At 51.5% G+C, this 16251-nt stretch carries 15 protein-coding genes, 1 tRNA gene and 2 pseudogenes; 5 read left to right on the top strand and 13 right to left on the bottom strand.

What is annotated here, in order from left to right:
- Positions 1–58: 58 nt before the first annotated feature.
- From AC0L73_RS01685 to AC0L73_RS01655, 7 genes and pseudogenes are all read right to left on the bottom strand, one after another.
- Positions 59–759: pseudogene (locus AC0L73_RS01685) on the bottom strand (ABC transporter ATP-binding protein).
- Between the two features lie 2 nt (positions 760–761).
- Positions 762–1514: an ABC transporter ATP-binding protein gene (locus AC0L73_RS01680; protein ID WP_227952238.1), complete on the bottom strand. Its 753-nt coding sequence runs from the start codon at positions 1512–1514 to the stop codon at positions 762–764.
- Positions 1511–2503 carry a branched-chain amino acid ABC transporter permease gene (locus AC0L73_RS01675; protein ID WP_227952237.1) on the bottom strand — a complete coding sequence of 331 codons (993 nt, stop codon included), beginning with the start codon at positions 2501–2503 and terminating at the stop codon, positions 1511–1513. The genes AC0L73_RS01680 and AC0L73_RS01675 overlap by 4 nt, the downstream gene beginning before the upstream one ends.
- A complete protein-coding gene (locus AC0L73_RS01670) occupies positions 2500–3429 on the bottom strand; it encodes a branched-chain amino acid ABC transporter permease (RefSeq protein WP_473654714.1) in 930 nt (309 codons plus the stop codon). The genes AC0L73_RS01675 and AC0L73_RS01670 overlap by 4 nt, the downstream gene beginning before the upstream one ends.
- 99 nt (positions 3430–3528) lie before the next feature.
- The gene (locus AC0L73_RS01665) at positions 3529–4665 is read right to left on the bottom strand and encodes an ABC transporter substrate-binding protein (protein WP_415776546.1); all 1137 of its coding nucleotides are present in this window, start codon (positions 4663–4665) and stop codon (positions 3529–3531) included.
- Positions 4666–4838: 173 nt separating this feature from the next.
- Positions 4839–5081, bottom strand: a complete 243-nt coding sequence (locus AC0L73_RS01660) for an Lrp/AsnC ligand binding domain-containing protein (RefSeq protein WP_227952234.1) — start codon at positions 5079–5081, stop codon at positions 4839–4841.
- Positions 5082–5293: 212 nt separating this feature from the next.
- Entirely contained in the window at positions 5294–6658 is a 1365-nt protein-coding gene (locus AC0L73_RS01655) for a DEAD/DEAH box helicase (RefSeq protein WP_473654713.1), read from the bottom strand.
- Between the two features lie 246 nt (positions 6659–6904).
- Between AC0L73_RS01655 and AC0L73_RS01650 the strand changes: the two genes are divergently transcribed.
- Positions 6905–7612: an alpha/beta fold hydrolase gene (locus AC0L73_RS01650; RefSeq protein WP_473654712.1), complete on the top strand. Its 708-nt coding sequence runs from the start codon at positions 6905–6907 to the stop codon at positions 7610–7612.
- An 8-nt stretch (positions 7613–7620) separates the two neighbouring features.
- Here the strand turns inward: AC0L73_RS01650 and parE are convergent.
- A pseudogene (gene parE / locus AC0L73_RS01645) lies at positions 7621–9583 on the bottom strand (DNA topoisomerase IV subunit B).
- 117 nt (positions 9584–9700) lie between these two features.
- Between parE and AC0L73_RS01640 the strand changes: the two are divergent.
- Positions 9701–10075, top strand: a complete 375-nt coding sequence (locus AC0L73_RS01640; protein ID WP_227952230.1) for an acyl-CoA thioesterase — start codon at positions 9701–9703, stop codon at positions 10073–10075.
- A gap of 83 nt (positions 10076–10158) precedes the next feature.
- Here AC0L73_RS01640 and glnA read toward each other — a convergent pair whose 3' ends face one another.
- From glnA to AC0L73_RS01615, 5 genes are all read right to left on the bottom strand, one after another.
- Positions 10159–11565, bottom strand: coding sequence for a type I glutamate--ammonia ligase (glnA, locus tag AC0L73_RS01635; RefSeq protein WP_227952229.1), 1407 nt, complete (start codon positions 11563–11565; stop codon positions 10159–10161).
- Between the two features lie 68 nt (positions 11566–11633).
- A complete protein-coding gene (locus AC0L73_RS01630; RefSeq protein ID WP_227952228.1) occupies positions 11634–11972 on the bottom strand; it encodes a P-II family nitrogen regulator in 339 nt (112 codons plus the stop codon).
- Positions 11973–12175: 203 nt separating this feature from the next.
- Entirely contained in the window at positions 12176–12490 is a 315-nt protein-coding gene (locus AC0L73_RS01625) for a DUF3253 domain-containing protein (RefSeq protein ID WP_227952227.1), read from the bottom strand.
- 129 nt (positions 12491–12619) lie between these two features.
- On the bottom strand, positions 12620–12736 hold the full coding sequence (locus tag AC0L73_RS01620) for a hypothetical protein (protein WP_473655406.1): 117 nt from the start codon (positions 12734–12736) through the stop codon (positions 12620–12622).
- Between the two features lie 46 nt (positions 12737–12782).
- Positions 12783–13952, bottom strand: coding sequence for a pyridoxal phosphate-dependent aminotransferase (locus AC0L73_RS01615; protein WP_227952225.1), 1170 nt, complete (start codon positions 13950–13952; stop codon positions 12783–12785).
- Positions 13953–14131: 179 nt separating this feature from the next.
- On the opposite strand from AC0L73_RS01615, the gene AC0L73_RS01610 reads away from it, so the two are divergent.
- From AC0L73_RS01610 to AC0L73_RS01600, 3 genes are all read left to right on the top strand, one after another.
- Positions 14132–15301 (top strand): aminotransferase, encoded by a 1170-nt coding sequence (locus tag AC0L73_RS01610; RefSeq protein ID WP_227952224.1) that lies wholly within the window; start codon positions 14132–14134, stop codon positions 15299–15301.
- Between the two features lie 50 nt (positions 15302–15351).
- Positions 15352–15428, top strand: a tRNA-His gene (locus AC0L73_RS01605).
- A 154-nt stretch (positions 15429–15582) separates the two neighbouring features.
- Positions 15583–16236 (top strand): tetratricopeptide repeat protein, encoded by a 654-nt coding sequence (locus tag AC0L73_RS01600; protein WP_473654711.1) that lies wholly within the window; start codon positions 15583–15585, stop codon positions 16234–16236.
- Positions 16237–16251 lie beyond the last annotated feature (15 nt).

The following is a 16251-nucleotide window of genomic DNA, read 5'->3' as shown; positions in this document are numbered from 1 at the left end:
GAATGGATATTTTTTTCGAAGAGTATTCGTTGTAGGGTATTACTATTTTTGAGTGCCTTTATATGCCTAGATACTGATGTTTGACTGCATCATCCTTGAGTAGCATGCGAGACGTTCCCTCCCAAACAACAGATCCTTTCTCAATAATATAGTGCCGATCCGCGATATCAGTGAGTGCCTGCATATTTTTATCGATCACCAGTATGGATTGGCCTTCCTCTTTCAGGTTGCGCAGGCAATGCCAGATTTCCTGCCGGATGAGGGGGCGAGTCCTTCGGTTGCCTCATCCAACAAGAGAAGCTCCGGATTTGTCATCAGCGCACGGGCAATGGCGAGCATTTGCTGTTCCCCGCCGGAAATTTGGTTTCCCATGCTGTTTTTTCGTTCGCGTAGCTTGGGAAACATGTTCCAGACAGCAGCAATATCCCAGCGGCCCGTGCCCGCGGGTCCAGAATTTGCCGTTGCAATCAGGTTTTCTTCTACACTCAGATTTGGGGAGATCAGCCGCCCTTCCGGCACCAGACCAATACCGAGGCGGGCAATCCGGTAAGGCGATTGGGCGGTGATTTCTTTATTCTTGAACCGAATGGTGCCGCGCCGAGCCGGGGTAAGGCCCATGATAGAGCGTATGGTGGTTGTTTTGCCCATGCCATTTCTGCCCATGAGAGTAACAACCTCACCGTCGTTCACAGTCAGGGACATGTCGAACAGAACCTGACTCTGGCCGTAAAAGCTGTTGATCGCGTCAACTTCCAGCATGGTCAAGCTTCCTCCCCGAGATAGGCCTGACGAACCTCCTCATTATTGCGGATTTCATCGGGCGTTCCAGTGGCGACAGCGCGACCATAGACAAGCACGCTGATCCGGTCAGCCAGACTGAAGACGGCATCCATATCATGTTCGATCAAAAGGATTGTATAGTGCTGCTTCAACTCATTGAGTTGCTCGACTAGTTTTTCGCTATCCTCCCGGGACATGCCAGCCATGGGTTCATCTAGGAGGAGGAGTCTGGGCTTTGTGGCAAGCGCAACGGCAATTTCAAGTTGCCGTTGCTCCCCGTGACTGAGCGCGGCAGTGGCAGTATCCGCACGCTCTTCAAGACCCATCTGCCGCAGGATCGCGCGGGCTGGGTCGGTCAGCGTTGTGTCATCGTTAATTTTCTTCCAGAATCGAAACGAATGTCCGTTGTGGGCCTGTACGGCAAGACATACATTTTCCAGAACAGTAAAGTCCTGAAAAAGCGATGTAATCTGGAACGATCGGGCGATGCCAATGTGGGAGCGAGCGGGCTCTGACAGGCGCTTGATATTTTTCCCCGCAAAGGATACTAGGCCGCCATCCGATGGAATTTCTCCCGTGAGCTGCTTGATCAAAGTTGTTTTTCCGGCGCCGTTCGGGCCGATAATGGCGTGTAATTCCCCCTTCCGTACGGTCAAGGATAGATCGTCGGTGGCGAGAAGGCCATCATAGTGCTTTATCAGGTTATCGATAACTAAAAGATCCTGTGTGGTCATGGGCTTTTCCTCGCACCGGGGAGGAAACTATCCACCCCGTTTCGCGCATACAGCACGACCAGGATAAGAAGGGGACCGAACAACAGCTGCCAGTATTCACCAACGCGGAGCCCGCCAATTGTAAGCGGGATGGAAGAGAGTAGTTCTTCCAGCATCAGGAAGGCGAGGGCGCCATAGAGAGGGCCAAACAGGCTCGCCATGCCGCCAAGGAGGATCATGATGATCAGATCGCCAGAGCGCGTCCAATGCATCACGTCCGGGCTGACGAAATCATTGAGGTTCGCCATAAGGAAGCCGGCGTATCCGGCAATCGCACCCGCAATGACGAAAGCCGTCAGGCGGTATTTATAGGGTGAAAATCCGATGGCGCGCATGCGGGCCTCGTTCGATTTACTCCCGCGGATAACATTGCCAAACGCAGAGCCGACCAGCCGGTGCATCAAATATAGCACCACCAGCAGGGAGAAAAAAATCAGGTAATAGAGGCTTTTTTCGTCGTTCAGATCGATCAGGCCCAGCATGTCACTGCGCGAATAGATGGACAGTCCGTCATCTGCTCCATAGGTTTCTACGCCAACAGCTGTAAAATAGAGCATCTGCGAAAAGGCCATCGTTATCATAATGAAATAGACACCTCGAGTACGGAGACTGATAGCGCCGATAATGAGCGCAATGAATGCTGTGCCAAAAATCGCTAAGATTAATTGTATATATCCGTTTAGCATCCAGTCGATGCCATCCTCGAATGCGTGAAAGGCGCCAATGCCGACCACATAGGCGCCAACACCGATAAAGGCGGCGTGACCAAAGCTCACCATACCACCATAGCCGATCAACAGGTTGAGGCTGAGAGCCGCAATTGCGAGGATGAGGATACGGGCAACCAATCCTGTGTAAAAACTGTCACCGGCCCAATCGGTCAGAAAGGGCAGGAGGGCGAGGATAACAAGCAAGGCGGCATTTATCATCTGGCGGGGAGTTAAACTCATCTACCAACTCCTTTTGGCGGGAACAGCCCCTGCGGTTTGATCGCGAGGACTAGCGCCATCAATAGATAAATCATCATTGAGGAGATTGCAGGAGCCGCAGTCGTTGCCGTCTGGGAGGGGAGTACCAAATCCAGTAATTCGGGCAGGAAAGACCGGCCGACCGTATCGATCAACCCAATCAGGATGGCCGCGATAAAGGCGCCCTTGATGGAGCCGATGCCCCCAATCACGATGACAACGAGTGTCAGGATCAGGATGCTTTCTCCCATGCCGATCTCAACCGAGAGAATAGGTCCGGCCATTAGTCCTGCGAGGCCCGCAAGTGCGGCACCGAGGCCGAAGACAAGGGTGAAGAGAAGTCGGATATTAATTCCCAGGGCGCCGATCATGTCCCGATTGCTCGCGCCTGCGCGGATCAGCATACCGAGTTTTGTTCGTGAGACGATGAGATATAACAGTCCGGCAACAAGAAATCCGACGAGAATAATCGCAAGGCGGAAGGCGGGGTAGGGGGCGCCGGGTATAATTTCCACCGTCTGATTCAGAAATTCCGGTAGGGGAATAACCAGTCCGATCGGACCCCAGATTAAGCGCGTCGCCTCATTGAAGAACAAGATCAAGCCGAAGGTCGCCATCACCTGATCCAGATGATCCCGGGCATATAGCGTTCGAAGAGCGACCATTTCGACGACCACGCCAAGAAGAAAGACAGCAGGCAGGGTGAGCAGGGCGCCGATCAGGAAGGACCCGGTCCAACCTGTGAAGGTTGCACAAAAATACGCCCCCATCATATAAAGCGAGCCATGGGCAAGGTTCACCATATCCATGATACCGAAGACGAGTGTCAGCCCCGCCGCCAGCAAAAAGAGAAGCAGGCCAAGCTGGAATCCGTTTAGTATCTGTTCCAGCAGTAATAACCAGTTCATCGATACGCCTTACCGTGAAATCTCATGTTGGATGTGAAAAAAGTGCGTAGCCTTGTCCGACTTACGCACCTTTTCCAGTCTTGTGAAATGCAAGAAGAATTACTTCATTTTGCATTCTTTGGCATATGTATCCTGATGATCTTCATAGACGGTGGAGACAATCTTTGTGGTGTACTGTCCTTTGTCATCCTTGACGACCTGCCGCAGGTAGAAATTCTGGATCGGGTGGTTATTGTTTCCGAACTTCAGCTTGCCACGAACACTTTCAAAATCAGCGGCTTTCATAGCGGCTCGAACGGCATCACGGTCGCTCAAATCGCCCTTGACCTTTTCAACCGCGCTATTGATCAGCATGATCGAGTCATAGGATTGCGCGGCGTAGTGGCTCGGGTAGTGGCCGTATTTGGCCGTAAAGTCGCCGACAAACCGTTTGTTACCTGGCGTGTCTAGGTCTGGTGACCAGAACATCGTCATCAAGCTGCCTTCGGCTTGTTCACCCACTCGGGGCAAACTGATGGAGTCGATGGTGAAGGTGGTATAGAGCGGGACGGAGGATGCAAGGTCAGCCTGCGCATACTGTGCCATGAACTGGGCGCCATGCTTGCCCGGATAGAAAACAAAAAGCGCATCTGGTTTGGCGGCGCGGACCTTGGCGAGTTCTGCAGAGAAGTCGAGCTGCGCCGGGAATTTCGTCATATCCTTGCCGACGATCTCCCCCTTGAAGGTGCGTTCAACGCCGGTCACCATATTTTTGCCCGCAGCGTAGTTCGGCGCCATAATATAGAGTTTCTTGATGCCGCGCTGGTTCAGGACTTCGCCCATAGCCATGGGAGTCTGGTCATTTTGCCAGGACGTTGAGAAGAAGTTTTCGTGGCAGAGCTTGCCAGCGAGTGCGCTTGGTCCTGCGTTGGAACTGATCAGGAAGGTCCCACTGTTGACGGCACTCTTGTAGGACGCCATTAGAACATGGCTCCAGATGTAGCCAGCTATAAAGTCGACCTTGTCTTTCTTGACAAGTTTATCGGTCTTTTGCTTTCCGATTTCCGGCTTGAAGCCATCATCCTCATAAATGATCTCAATGTCTCGACCGGCCATTTTGCCGCCAAGATGAATGACGGCGAGATCCACAGCCTCGCGCATATCCTTACCGATAGCGCCGGCACCGGTGGTCAAGGTGGTCACAAAGCCGATTTTTACGGCGTCTGCGGCGTTGGCCATGGCTGGCGCTGCCAGCATGGCAGCGGCAGAAACCAAGCTGATAAATTTCTTGTTCACAATGAAGTCTCCCTGTTTTGTCTCAGAAACGGGTATCCCGTTCCACTCCCTAAAGCGATCCTTAGATTAAGTAATTTTATAGCGGGCGCAAAGGAAATGTTTTCTGGCACCGTACCTTAGGTGTTATGCGGTGGTTAGCTGAACGCCTTGAATGTGATCATGGTGAAAGTATCTTTTATGCCAGGAAGGGTCTGAATCTGCTCATTGACGAAATGCCCGATGTCCTGATCATCATCAAGATAGCATTTCATCATCAAGTCATATTGGCCCGAAATGGAGTAGACTTCCGAGACATGCTCCACATTTTCGATGGCTTTTGCGGCGACATCATATGCTTTTCCGAGGTCGCATTTCACCATGATAAATATTGTTTTCAAGAAACGTCACCTTTCCCGCAGCGTCGCAACTGCACATGTTCTGGCATGTAGTATTTTTAGAATACTACAAACTCCACGGATAGATGGAAACAAAAAAGGCTTCCATATTCAGGAAGCCTGTTGTGAGGGGTAAGTTATTTCTGCGCGGTCTTCCGCAGCGGAATTTTAAAGAATGCCGGAATATTATCCCCGAGCCCGACGACAGGCGGATCCTAGTCGTCATTCGCCTGCCGTGACCGGCGGGGCGGCTTCTTGTCTTTAGTTTTCTCTTCCGTAGCGTCGGCGTTGCGTGCCTCTGATTTTTTAGAGGGTGCCTTGTCGTCATTACGAGGGGCGCTTTTGCGGGAAGACTTGGCCGGAGGAGCATCGTCATTTGCGCGCCGACGGCCTTTTTTTGCATCACGGCCCGATCCTTTTTCACGTTCCGCGATTACGGCGCCTTCTTCCGCGATTTGATCCATACCATCAATTGACAGAATTGGAATATCCCGGCCAACCAGTTTTTGGATTCCATCCAGATATTTTGTTTCGCTTTTCGTGACGATTGTGTAGGCGTGGCCTTCTTGTCCGGCACGACCCGTCCGGCCAATCCGGTGAATATAGTCTTCTGCATGAGTCGGCACATCAAAGTTAAACACATGACTGACCGAGCTGACGTCGATACCGCGGGCGGCAACGTCGGAACATACGAGCAATTTAATCTCGCCGGCCTTGAATTTATCAAGAGTTTCCATGCGATGACTCTGGCTCATATCGCCATGTAAAGCGCCGGCATTAAAGCCATGCTTCATGAGTGAACCCAGAAGGATATCAACATCTTTCTTGCGATTGCAGAAGATAAAAGCTGTCTTCACTTCTTCTTTCTCAAGCAGTTTGCGAAGTGCAGGGCGTTTTTCAGCCCGTTTGACTATAACCAGCCCTTGCGTCACCGTTGCTGCGGTTGACGTTGGTAGAGATACAGCTACTTCTTTCGGGTTCAGAAGGAATTTGTCGGCGAGTTTTCGCATGTCCTTCGACATGGTCGCCGAGAAAAAGAGAGTCTGACGAAGTGGTGGTAGGAGAGAGACAATCCGTTCGACGTCCGGAATAAAGCCCATATCCATCATCCGGTCGGCTTCGTCGATCACCAGTGTTTTTACGCCGTTCAGAAGAACTTTCCCGCGTTCCACATGATCGAGGAGGCGACCCGGCGTTGCAATCAAGACATCAACGCCTTTGTCGAGTTTGGCGTCTTGATCCGCGAACGACATGCCGCCGATCAGAAGTGCCATGGAGAGCTTGCTGTATTTGCCGTAAGTTTCAAAGTTATCCGCAACCTGTGCGGCCAGTTCGCGCGTGGGTTCCAGGATCAGGGAACGCGGCATTCGCGCTTTCGCCTGACCGGAAGCGAGGATATCAATCATCGGTAGGGTGAAACTCGCGGTCTTGCCAGTACCCGTTTGTGCCGTGCCCAGAACATCACGCCCCATCAATACATAGGGAATGGCTTTTTCCTGAATAGGCGTCGGGCTTTCATAACCGGTTTCCTCAACCGCTTTTAACACTTCGGGGCTAAGGCCGAGATCTGCAAATTTCATATAAAGAGAACTACCGTTCGTAAAAAAAATAAAATCATCTTAAAACTGTGCGCAATCTAGTGAATTAGCACATTCTGTCAAATGTTTCCTGCAATTTGCCCAGTAAAACCGGGGTTACGGCAAGAGTATTACACTAATTTTGCTGTAATTTAAAGTTAACGGTTCTCAAGCCGAAATCCAATCTGTAAAAGAAAGACTAAGCCAAGAACCAAAATCTTCAAACAAAATATAACAAAGCACATAAAAATGACAGAAAAACATTCACTTGTTCTTGTTCCGGGTTTGTTGTGCACTGCCGATTTGTGGCGTGATCAAATAGTTGACCTCTCTGATATCGCAGATATTACCGTTGGAGATCATACGCAAGACGATAATATGCCGGCGATTGCCGAGCGTATATTGGCAAATGCTCCCGAAAGATTTGCGCTCGCTGGGCTGTCGATGGGTGGATATATCGTATTGGAAATTATGCGTCAGGCGCCGGAGCGGGTGACGCATCTGGCCATTATGGATTCGCGCGCTGTTGCCGATACACCCGAGGATCGTCAGAAGAGGATTGATTTCATGAAGCTGGTAGAGCAGGGATCAGCGTTTAAAGGCGTGACCCGCAGCTTGCTACCCATTTTGATACATGAATCGCGCCTAAAGGATGAAGACCTTATCAATCGTATTTTCAAGATGGCAGAAGATGTGGGAAAGGAGGCCTTCCTTCGGCAGGAACGCGCTCTGCTTGACCGTGCTGTGCTGACCGATATGCTGAAAACTATTACCTGCCCGACTTTGGTGTTGGCCGGTGCGGATGACAAGTTAATCCCGGCGAAAATCCAGCGGGAAATGGCCGTTGAAATCCCGAATGCGCAATATGTAGAAATTCCGAATTGTGGTCATTTGCCGACGATGGAGGAGCCGGAGATTACCAGCAAATATATGCGACATTGGCTCGCGCGAACGTAATCCGTCATCTAGACGTCCAGATCCTCGACATAACGGGCGTTTTCCTGAATGAATGAGAATCGGAGTTCCGGCCGCTTGCCCATCAGGCTTTCGACCCGATCCGCAGTTTCGCCAAATTCCTCCATCGGGACGTCGACTTTGAGAAGGACCCGATTTGCCGGGTTCATGGTTGTCTCCTTTAACTGCGCGGGGGGCATCTCGCCAAGGCCCTTAAATCGGCTAATGTCAACTTTGCCGCGGCCATTGAATTCCGTTTCCATCAGTTTGTCTTTATGGGTGTCATCCATTGCGTAAAAGGTTTTTCCGCCCTGTGAGAGACGGTAGAGCGGCGGTTGCGCCAGGTAGAGATGCCCATCAGTAATGAGTTGGCGCATTTCGCGATAGAAGAATGTCATAAGGAGGGAGGCGATATGGGCCCCGTCAACATCGGCATCGGTCATGATAATGACTTTGTCATAGCGCAGGTCTTCGCTTCTGTATTTGTCGCGGAGGCCGCAGCCGAGCGCCTGCTCCAGGTCCCGTAATTCCAGATTGGCTTTGATCTTGTCATTGGTGGCAGAGGCAACATTTAGGATTTTGCCGCGGAGCGGCAGAATAGCCTGTGTCTTACGGTCACGTCCCTGCTTGGCGGAACCACCAGCGCTATCGCCCTCAACGATGAAAATTTCCGTGCCGTCGCGGCCACTCTTGCTGCAATCAGCGAGCTTGCCGGGCAGGCGCAGGCGGCTGGTCGCGGTCTTTCGGCTTGTTTCCTTTTCCTGCCGCCGACGGAGTCGTTCTTCGGATTTCTCGATCACCCAGGCGAGCAGATTGTTCGCCTGGTCCGGCGCGGCCGCCAGCCAGTTATCGAAGTGATCCTTGATGGCGAGGTCAACGAGGCGGCTTGCCTCCGTGGTGGTCAGTTTTTCCTTCGTCTGTCCCTGAAACTGCGGGTCTGGAATAAAGACGGAGAGCACAGCCGCCGCACCGGAGAGAATATCTTCCGCCGTGACCTGCGCCGCTTTCTTGTTGTTGATCAGCTCCCCATAGGCCTTGAGTCCCCGCAGAAGTGCTCCGCGAAAACCGAGTTCATGAGTGCCGCCTTCCGGTGTCGGCACAGTATTACAATAGGAATTCAAAAAGGTCATGTTCGTTAGTGGCCATGGCAATCGCCCATTCAACGCGGCCCCGATCATTGTCCAACTCCACGCGTCCAGCGAAAGGTTCCGGCGTTACGGATTTGATACCGTCGAGGGAGGCATTCAGAAAATCGCGCAAACCTCCCGGAAAGTGCAGGGTTGCCTCGGCCGGTGTCTCATCCTTGATCAGTTCCTCGGCGCATTTCCAGCGAATTTCAACGCCGCGAAACAGATAGGCCTTCGAGCGAACCAGCTTATAAAGCTTCGCCGGGCGAAGGGCCGTGCCGGCTTCGAATATCTCCGGGTCGGGGTGAAACTGGACGGAGGTGCCCCTCCGGTTTGGAGCGGCGCCAACTTTCTCAAGAGCAGAAACTGGAAGGCCTTTTGAGAATTCCTGCCGCCAGAGTTCCTTATCGCGGGCAACTTCCACCGTCATGCGGTCAGAGAGAGCGTTCACAACGGAAATACCAACACCATGCAAGCCACCGGCGGTGTGATAGACTTTATTGGAGAATTTACCGCCTGAATGGAGGGTCGTCAGAATGACTTCCAGCGCGGACTTATCCTTGAATTTTGGATGCCGATCAATCGGTATGCCCCGGCCATTATCGCGAATGCCAAGCGAACCGTCAGCAAAGAGCTCGACCTCGATACGGGTTGCATGACCCGCGACGGCCTCATCCATTGAATTATCCAGAACCTCGGCCGCGAGATGATGGCGTGCGCGCTCGTCCGTGCCGCCGATATACATGCCCGGACGTAGCCGAACAGGTTCAAGGCCTTCAAGGACCTCGATATCTTTAGCGGAATAATCTGCACTTTCGGATTTAGGTTGCTGAAAAAGATCGGACATTAAGGCAATTCACTGACTGTTTTTGACTGGTTGCGGTGATTAAAATATGTTCGCCCCGCGGGCTGAATCTGTATAGGTTATACTCTCAATTTACAGTGATAAGGAAGCCTAAAGATCATGACTACCGAATTCCGTGACCCCGTTATCCGTACAGCACCAATGCCCAGCGATTGCAACAACAATGGCGATATTTTTGGTGGGTGGGTATTGTCGCAAATGGATATGGCGGGTGGCATTCTCGCCGCGCGGCGGGCAAATGGGCGCACAGTTACTGTTGCTGTCGAGGCGATGACGTTCCATCAGCCTATCAAGGTCGGTGATGTTGTCAGCATCTATGGCGAGATTGAGCGGGTAGGACGGACGTCCGTTGCGGTGAAGCTGACAACTATTGTCACACGTAAACTGGACCCTAAAGAGATTAAGGTGACCGAGGGCACCTATATATTCGTAGCTATCGATGACAACGGAAAACCAAGGCTGGTTGACGGGTAGTCATTCTCGATTGACATAGTTACCGTGCCAATAAAAAAGGCTGCCAGTTTCCCGGCAGCCTTTTTCTTAGATCGATTTGGCGCTTAGACGCTGTAGTACATTTCGAATTCGACCGGGTGCGGTGCATGTTCGAACCTGAACACATCTTCCCATTTCATTGCGATATAACCGTCGAGCATATCGTCGGTGAAAACACCACCTTTTTTCAGGAATTCACGGTCCGCATCAAGAGCTTCAAGGGCTTCGCGGAGGGAACCTGATACCGTTGGAATATCTTTAAGTTCTTCAGGTGGCAGATCATAAAGATCCTTGTCCATGGCATCGCCCGGGTGGATCTTGTTCTGAATGCCGTCAAGGCCAGCCATCATCATTGCGGCAAAGGCAAGATACGGGTTCGCCGTGCAATCTGGGAAGCGAACTTCAACACGCTTGCCGTTCGGGCTCGGAGAGTAAGGAATACGGCAAGACGCAGAGCGGTTGCGCGCAGAGTATGCAAGCAGGACCGGAGCCTCAAAGCCCGGAATCAGGCGCTTGTAGGAGTTGGTGCTTGCATTTGTGAAGGCATTGATTGCCTTTGCATGCTTGATCACGCCGCCAATGTAGAAAAGCGCAGTCTCGGAGAGGTCCGCATAGCCGGAACCCGCGAAGGTAGGCTTGCCGTCTTTCCAGATCGACATATGCGTATGCATGCCCGAACCATTGTCGCCGGATACCGGCTTAGGCATAAAGGTGACTGTCTTGCCATAGGCATGGGCGACGTTGTGAACGACATATTTCTGCTTCTGCATTTCATCAGCCGCAGCGACAAGCGTTGTGAATTTCATGCCAAGTTCATGCTGGCTCGGGGCCACTTCATGATGGTGTTTTTCAACGGAAAGGCCCATTTCCTTGCAGACTTCAACCATTTCACTGCGGATATCGGCGCCACTATCGACAGGCTGTACAGGAAAATAGCCGCCTTTAACACCCGGACGATGACCACTGTTGCCACCTTCGATTTCTTCACCAGACATGAACGGTGCTTCAACATCGCTCAGCTTGTAGAATGTGTGATGGCTGGTGTTTGCGAAGCGAACATCATCAAACATGAAGAATTCTGCTTCAGGACCAAAATAGGCAGTATCGCCAATCCCGGTGCTGCCAAGATAGGCTTCGGCACGTTTTGCAACGGAACGTGGGTCACGCTCGTAGCCCTCGCCGGAAAGCGGATCGTGAATATCACAAAATACGACCAGAGTGGGGCGTGCAGCAAAGGGATCCATAACTGCAGATGTCGGGTCGGGCATCAGTGTCATGTCGGATTCGTTAATGGCTTTCCAGCCGGTGATGGATGAGCCGTCAAACATCACACCATCTTCGAACATGTCTTCGTCGACGACATCTACATGCATGGCAAGATGCTGCCATTTACCTTTCGGGTCTGTAAAACGAAGGTCTACATATTCGACTTCATTTTCCTTGATCATTTTAAGAATTTCAGCAGCCATCATAACGTCTCTCTGTTTAGCTTAAGGGGATAGATTATTGGCACTGCCCGTTCATCGGGGAGCGCTTAAATTTAGATCGCTTCGGGGCCTGTTTCGCCCGTCCGGATACGAATTACTTCTTCCACAGTGGAGACAAATATCTTTCCGTCTCCGATCCGTCCGGTTCTTGCGGCCTGTTGAATGGCTTCCAGAGCTCGCTCAACCAGCGAATCTTCCAGCACAATCTCGATTTTCACCTTCGGCAGAAAATCCACTACATACTCGGCGCCACGATAAAGCTCAGTATGGCCTTTCTGTCGGCCAAAGCCTTTGGCTTCGGTAACGGTAATGCCCTGAAGCCCGACTTCGTGAAGAGCCTCCTTCACTTCGTCAAGTTTGAACGGTTTAATTATCGCTTCAATTTTTTTCATATGGCAGGTCTCATACTAAATAGGACGTCATATCGTCCGAGGAGTGTCTCTACTCATTCTATAGCATGAGGCGTGCCAGAATTGGGAAGATAAATTGCCGCACCGGAGAGTCCCAATAAACTGCGATTTTTTTTAAAACTGCGTCACTTGACGAAAGAGTGATCAAAAATTAGGCGATTAAAAATTAGGCAAATGACTATTTATTAATCACCGGAAACCTTGCGTAGTTTATACAGGCCCTTGAAGTCGTTTGGGTCGGCAATTTTGCCTTTACGGATAATATGCAGGCGACCGTCGCGCGCGAGATGAATGGCCTGCTGTCGGACGGCAGTCATATATTTTCTCCAGGCGTCCTTCGGTGAGGACGACTTCAGGCGATCACCGGCAATGGCCTGGGCAATTTCCTGGGGCGCGATGTCACCGCCGGATGCAACCGCGTCAAGGATATAGTCCACCACTGGATCATCCTCTATTTCAGGTTTGTCGGCATTGTCAGCTTTGTTTGTGTCGTCGGTCATTTCGGCTCCCAGGTTTCCGGAAAAGGCGGTTCTATATATGCAGCGGTATAAATGCAAGGATTCTGCGGATCGTTGCCCCTTTAGTAATGCGGCGGTTTTTCATTCGCCGGGGCGTCGGGCGCGGCGTCTTCAAGGGTGACGATCTCGATCATGCGCATGTATCAATTTGCGCTTGAGCTGTTCAATCTCCTGCCACTGGCGATTGACGATATCGCTCAGCTCACTGATCGCCTGTTCCTGCTCCATGAATTTGATCTCTAGGTCGGTGAGGCGGTTGTCTTCCATCACTTAATCACAGCCCTTTCAGAAATTCATCGAAACGATCCATGGCGCGCTCGATATTCTCGATCGAGTTGGCATAGGAAAACCGCACATATCCCTCACCATAGGCACCGAAGCTGGTGCCGGCGATGACGGCCACGCCTTTCTCAGCGAGAAGCCTGTCCTGCATGTCCTTGGCGGAGAGGCTCGTCCCGGAAATATTCGGGAAGGCATAGAACGCCCCCTTTGGCATTACGCAGCTGACTCCCGGTGCGGCATTCAGGCGTTCGTGAATGAGTTTGCGGCGGGCATCGAACGCCTCCATCATCATATCGACGGGCCCTTGATCGCCTTTCAATGCCTCTATCCCGGCAAATTGCGCTGCAGCATTGACGCAAGAATGAAAATTCACGCAGAGGCGTTGCGCGTGGGGGACAAGTTTTTCCGGCCAAAGGCCCCATCCCATGCGCCAGCCTGTCATGGCGTAGGTTTTCGACCAGCCATCCAGAATGATCAGTCTGTCCCGCAACTCCGGGAAGTTCAACATGCTGCAATGACCTTCGCCGTCATAGGTCATCCGGCTGTATATTTCATCTGACAGAATGTAGACATCGGGAAATTTTTCGAGTCCCGCCGCGAGTTTTTCAAGCTCCGCCGCGGGGACAATACCGCCAGTCGGGTTGGCAGGCGTATTCAGGATAATCAATCGCGTCCGGTTTGTTATCTGCGCAAGGACTTTATCTGCATCGAAGGAAAAGCCGTTTTCTTCGATCAGGGGGATGGGAACGGGCGTCGCGCCGGTATAACGGATCATGCTTTCATAGATTGGAAAGCCGGGATTGGGATACATGATCTCCGCGCCGTTTTCGCCAAACATCTCAATTGCGAAGGCCATGGTTACCTTGCCGCCCGGCACGACGATAATATGATCTGGATTAACCTCTACATCGCGATATTTTTTGATGTCTTCCGCAACGGCGTCGCGAAGTTCCGGGATGCCGTTGGCCGCTGTATATCCGTGCGCACCGCTTCGAAGGGCGGAAATCGCCGCTTCAACAATATTGTCCGGCGTTGGGAAATCCGGCTGGCCAATGCCGAGATTGATTACATCCATACCGTCTGCCGCCAATGCATTGGCCCGGGCCAGCACATCAAAGGCGGTTTCCGTTCCAAGGCGGGACATCTTTGCTGAAATACTCATTTACTTGCCCTTTGGTTCCTCTCATTTTGCCCAAAGATATGCCGCGCTTTCGGGACCGGGGCAAGGAAAGAATCCGTCCGCATAGTCGTGACAGTGTAATGTTGGAATGGTTTCGCTTGATATTCGCAGGTGTCCGGGCGTAATTTGTGCCCGCATTAAAAATCTGACAGGGATCGCACGTGAAAAATACCAGCAATGTTCTCGCCGGCTTCGGAACCACCATCTTTGAAGTCATGTCCAAGCTTGCTATCGAGCATGAAGCGATCAATCTCGGGCAGGGGTTCCCGGATGAGGATGGTCCCGCCGACATACGCGCCGTCGCTGCCCGAGAGGGGGAAGAAGGGCCAAACCAGTATCCGCCGATGATGGGCGTGCCCGAACTTCGTCAGGCTGTCGCAGCACATGACAGCCGCTTCTACGGCCTGAGCGTTAACTGGCAGACAGATGTTCTGGTCACTTCCGGCGCAACGGAATCCCTCGCGGCGAGCATGCTGGGCCTGATCAATCCGGGAGATGAGGTGGTCCTGTTTGAGCCGCTTTATGATTGCTATCTACCCATGATCAAACTGGCGGGCGGCATCCCGAAGTTTGTCCGCCTCGACCCGCCGAACTGGGAGATTGATGAGAGCAAGCTCCGGGCCGCGTTCAGTGACAAAACCAAGCTGATCCTGATGAACAGCCCGATGAACCCGACAGGCAAGGTCTTTTCGCGCGAGGAGTTGGAACTGATCGCGGAATTGGCCATCAAGCATGACACCTACGCCATCTGCGATGAGGTCTATGAGCATATTGTCTTCGGGGACAAGAAGCATCTCTCGCTCCTGACCTTGCCGGGAATGGGGGAGCGGACGGCGCGCATTGCCTCGGCGGGCAAGACATTCTCGCTGACCGGTTGGAAGGTGGGCTATCTTACGGCCACAGCAGAGCTGACGGCGCGCATCGCCAAGGCGCATCAGTTTCTCACCTTCACGACGGCGCCGAACCTGCAAAAGGCGGTGGCCTATGGGCTTGCGAAAGAGGATGTCTTCTATGACGAGTTGAAAAGTTCCATGCAGGCGAAGCGTGACCGGTTCCGCGATGGGTTGCAGCGCATCGGCTTCAAGACAGCGGACTGTGATGGGACTTATTTCATTAATGCGGATATCAGCTCCATCGGCTTTGAGGGCACGGATGAGGAATTCTGCCGCCTGATCACGACCGAGGCCGGGGTGGCCGCCGTTCCGTTCAGCGCCTTTTACCAGTCCGAGGGCGCGCGCGACAATTTTGCTCGCTTCTGCTTTTGCAAAAGGGACGAAGTGCTTGATGCGGCAATTGAAAAATTGCAGGATTTTTTTGGGAAAAGAGACTAAAGTTTTCTTGACCGGCGCTGACAGGATCGCTAAACAGGGCCGCTCTTATGGCGAACGTAGCTCAGTTGGTTAGAGCGCCTGACTGTGACTCAGGAGGTCGGGGGTTCAAGACCCCTCGTTCGCCCCAAATTCAAAAGCCCCGAAGTCTCACGATTTCGGGGCTTTTTTTGTTTGTTACACAATTTGGATTCCTGACAATCCTATAGCTGATCTGATTGCTCATTGAATTTTTATTGTATATAATGCGCATATAAACATCTTTTGAGTGAATTTCGAAGACAATGAAACATTTTATTTCAGCGATTGTTGTATTCTTACTAGTTTTTCCAAGCACATCCTTCGCTGAAGAATTGGATGCAAAAGAGCTAATAAAAAAAGGTAACGAACAGCATGATTTGGGAAATTCAGAAGAAGCCATAGCGTTATTTAGCAAGGCCATTGAGTTAGATCCGAAAAATGAAACGGTTTACTATCTTAGGGGCTACGAATTTCTATTAATGAAGAGGTATGACGAAGCGATATTTGATTTTGATCAGGTTATCTGGTTGAGGCCTGATATTGATTGGATTTATATGGTTCGTGGTCAGGCATTTATGGGTAAGGGAGATACTGCGCGGGCGAGGGCTGATTTTAATAGAAAAAGCGGGGAAAGGCTCGCTAGTAGACCGCAGGTGACAGCAGAGCAGTTGGAGATTGCATGTGCGATAGATGATAATGCTCAGCGCCGAATAAATGTATGCGGTCAGCTAATAAATCATTCGAACTCGACTGAAACGCAAATTGCATTGGGCTACTGGAATCGAGGCATAGCACGCGAGAAGCTAGGAAACTATAAAAGAGCAACCGTTGATCTAATGATGGCCTATGGATACATGCCTTCAGACAAGCTTAAAAACCAAATAAATCGATTAAATCAATTATTGATAAATCAATAAACTATTGAATATTTG

The sequence above is a fragment of the Sneathiella sp. D3-11 genome, from assembly GCF_055809395.1.
Note: the sequence above shows the minus strand (reverse complement) of the source record. Positions and strands in the feature narration are given on the sequence as shown.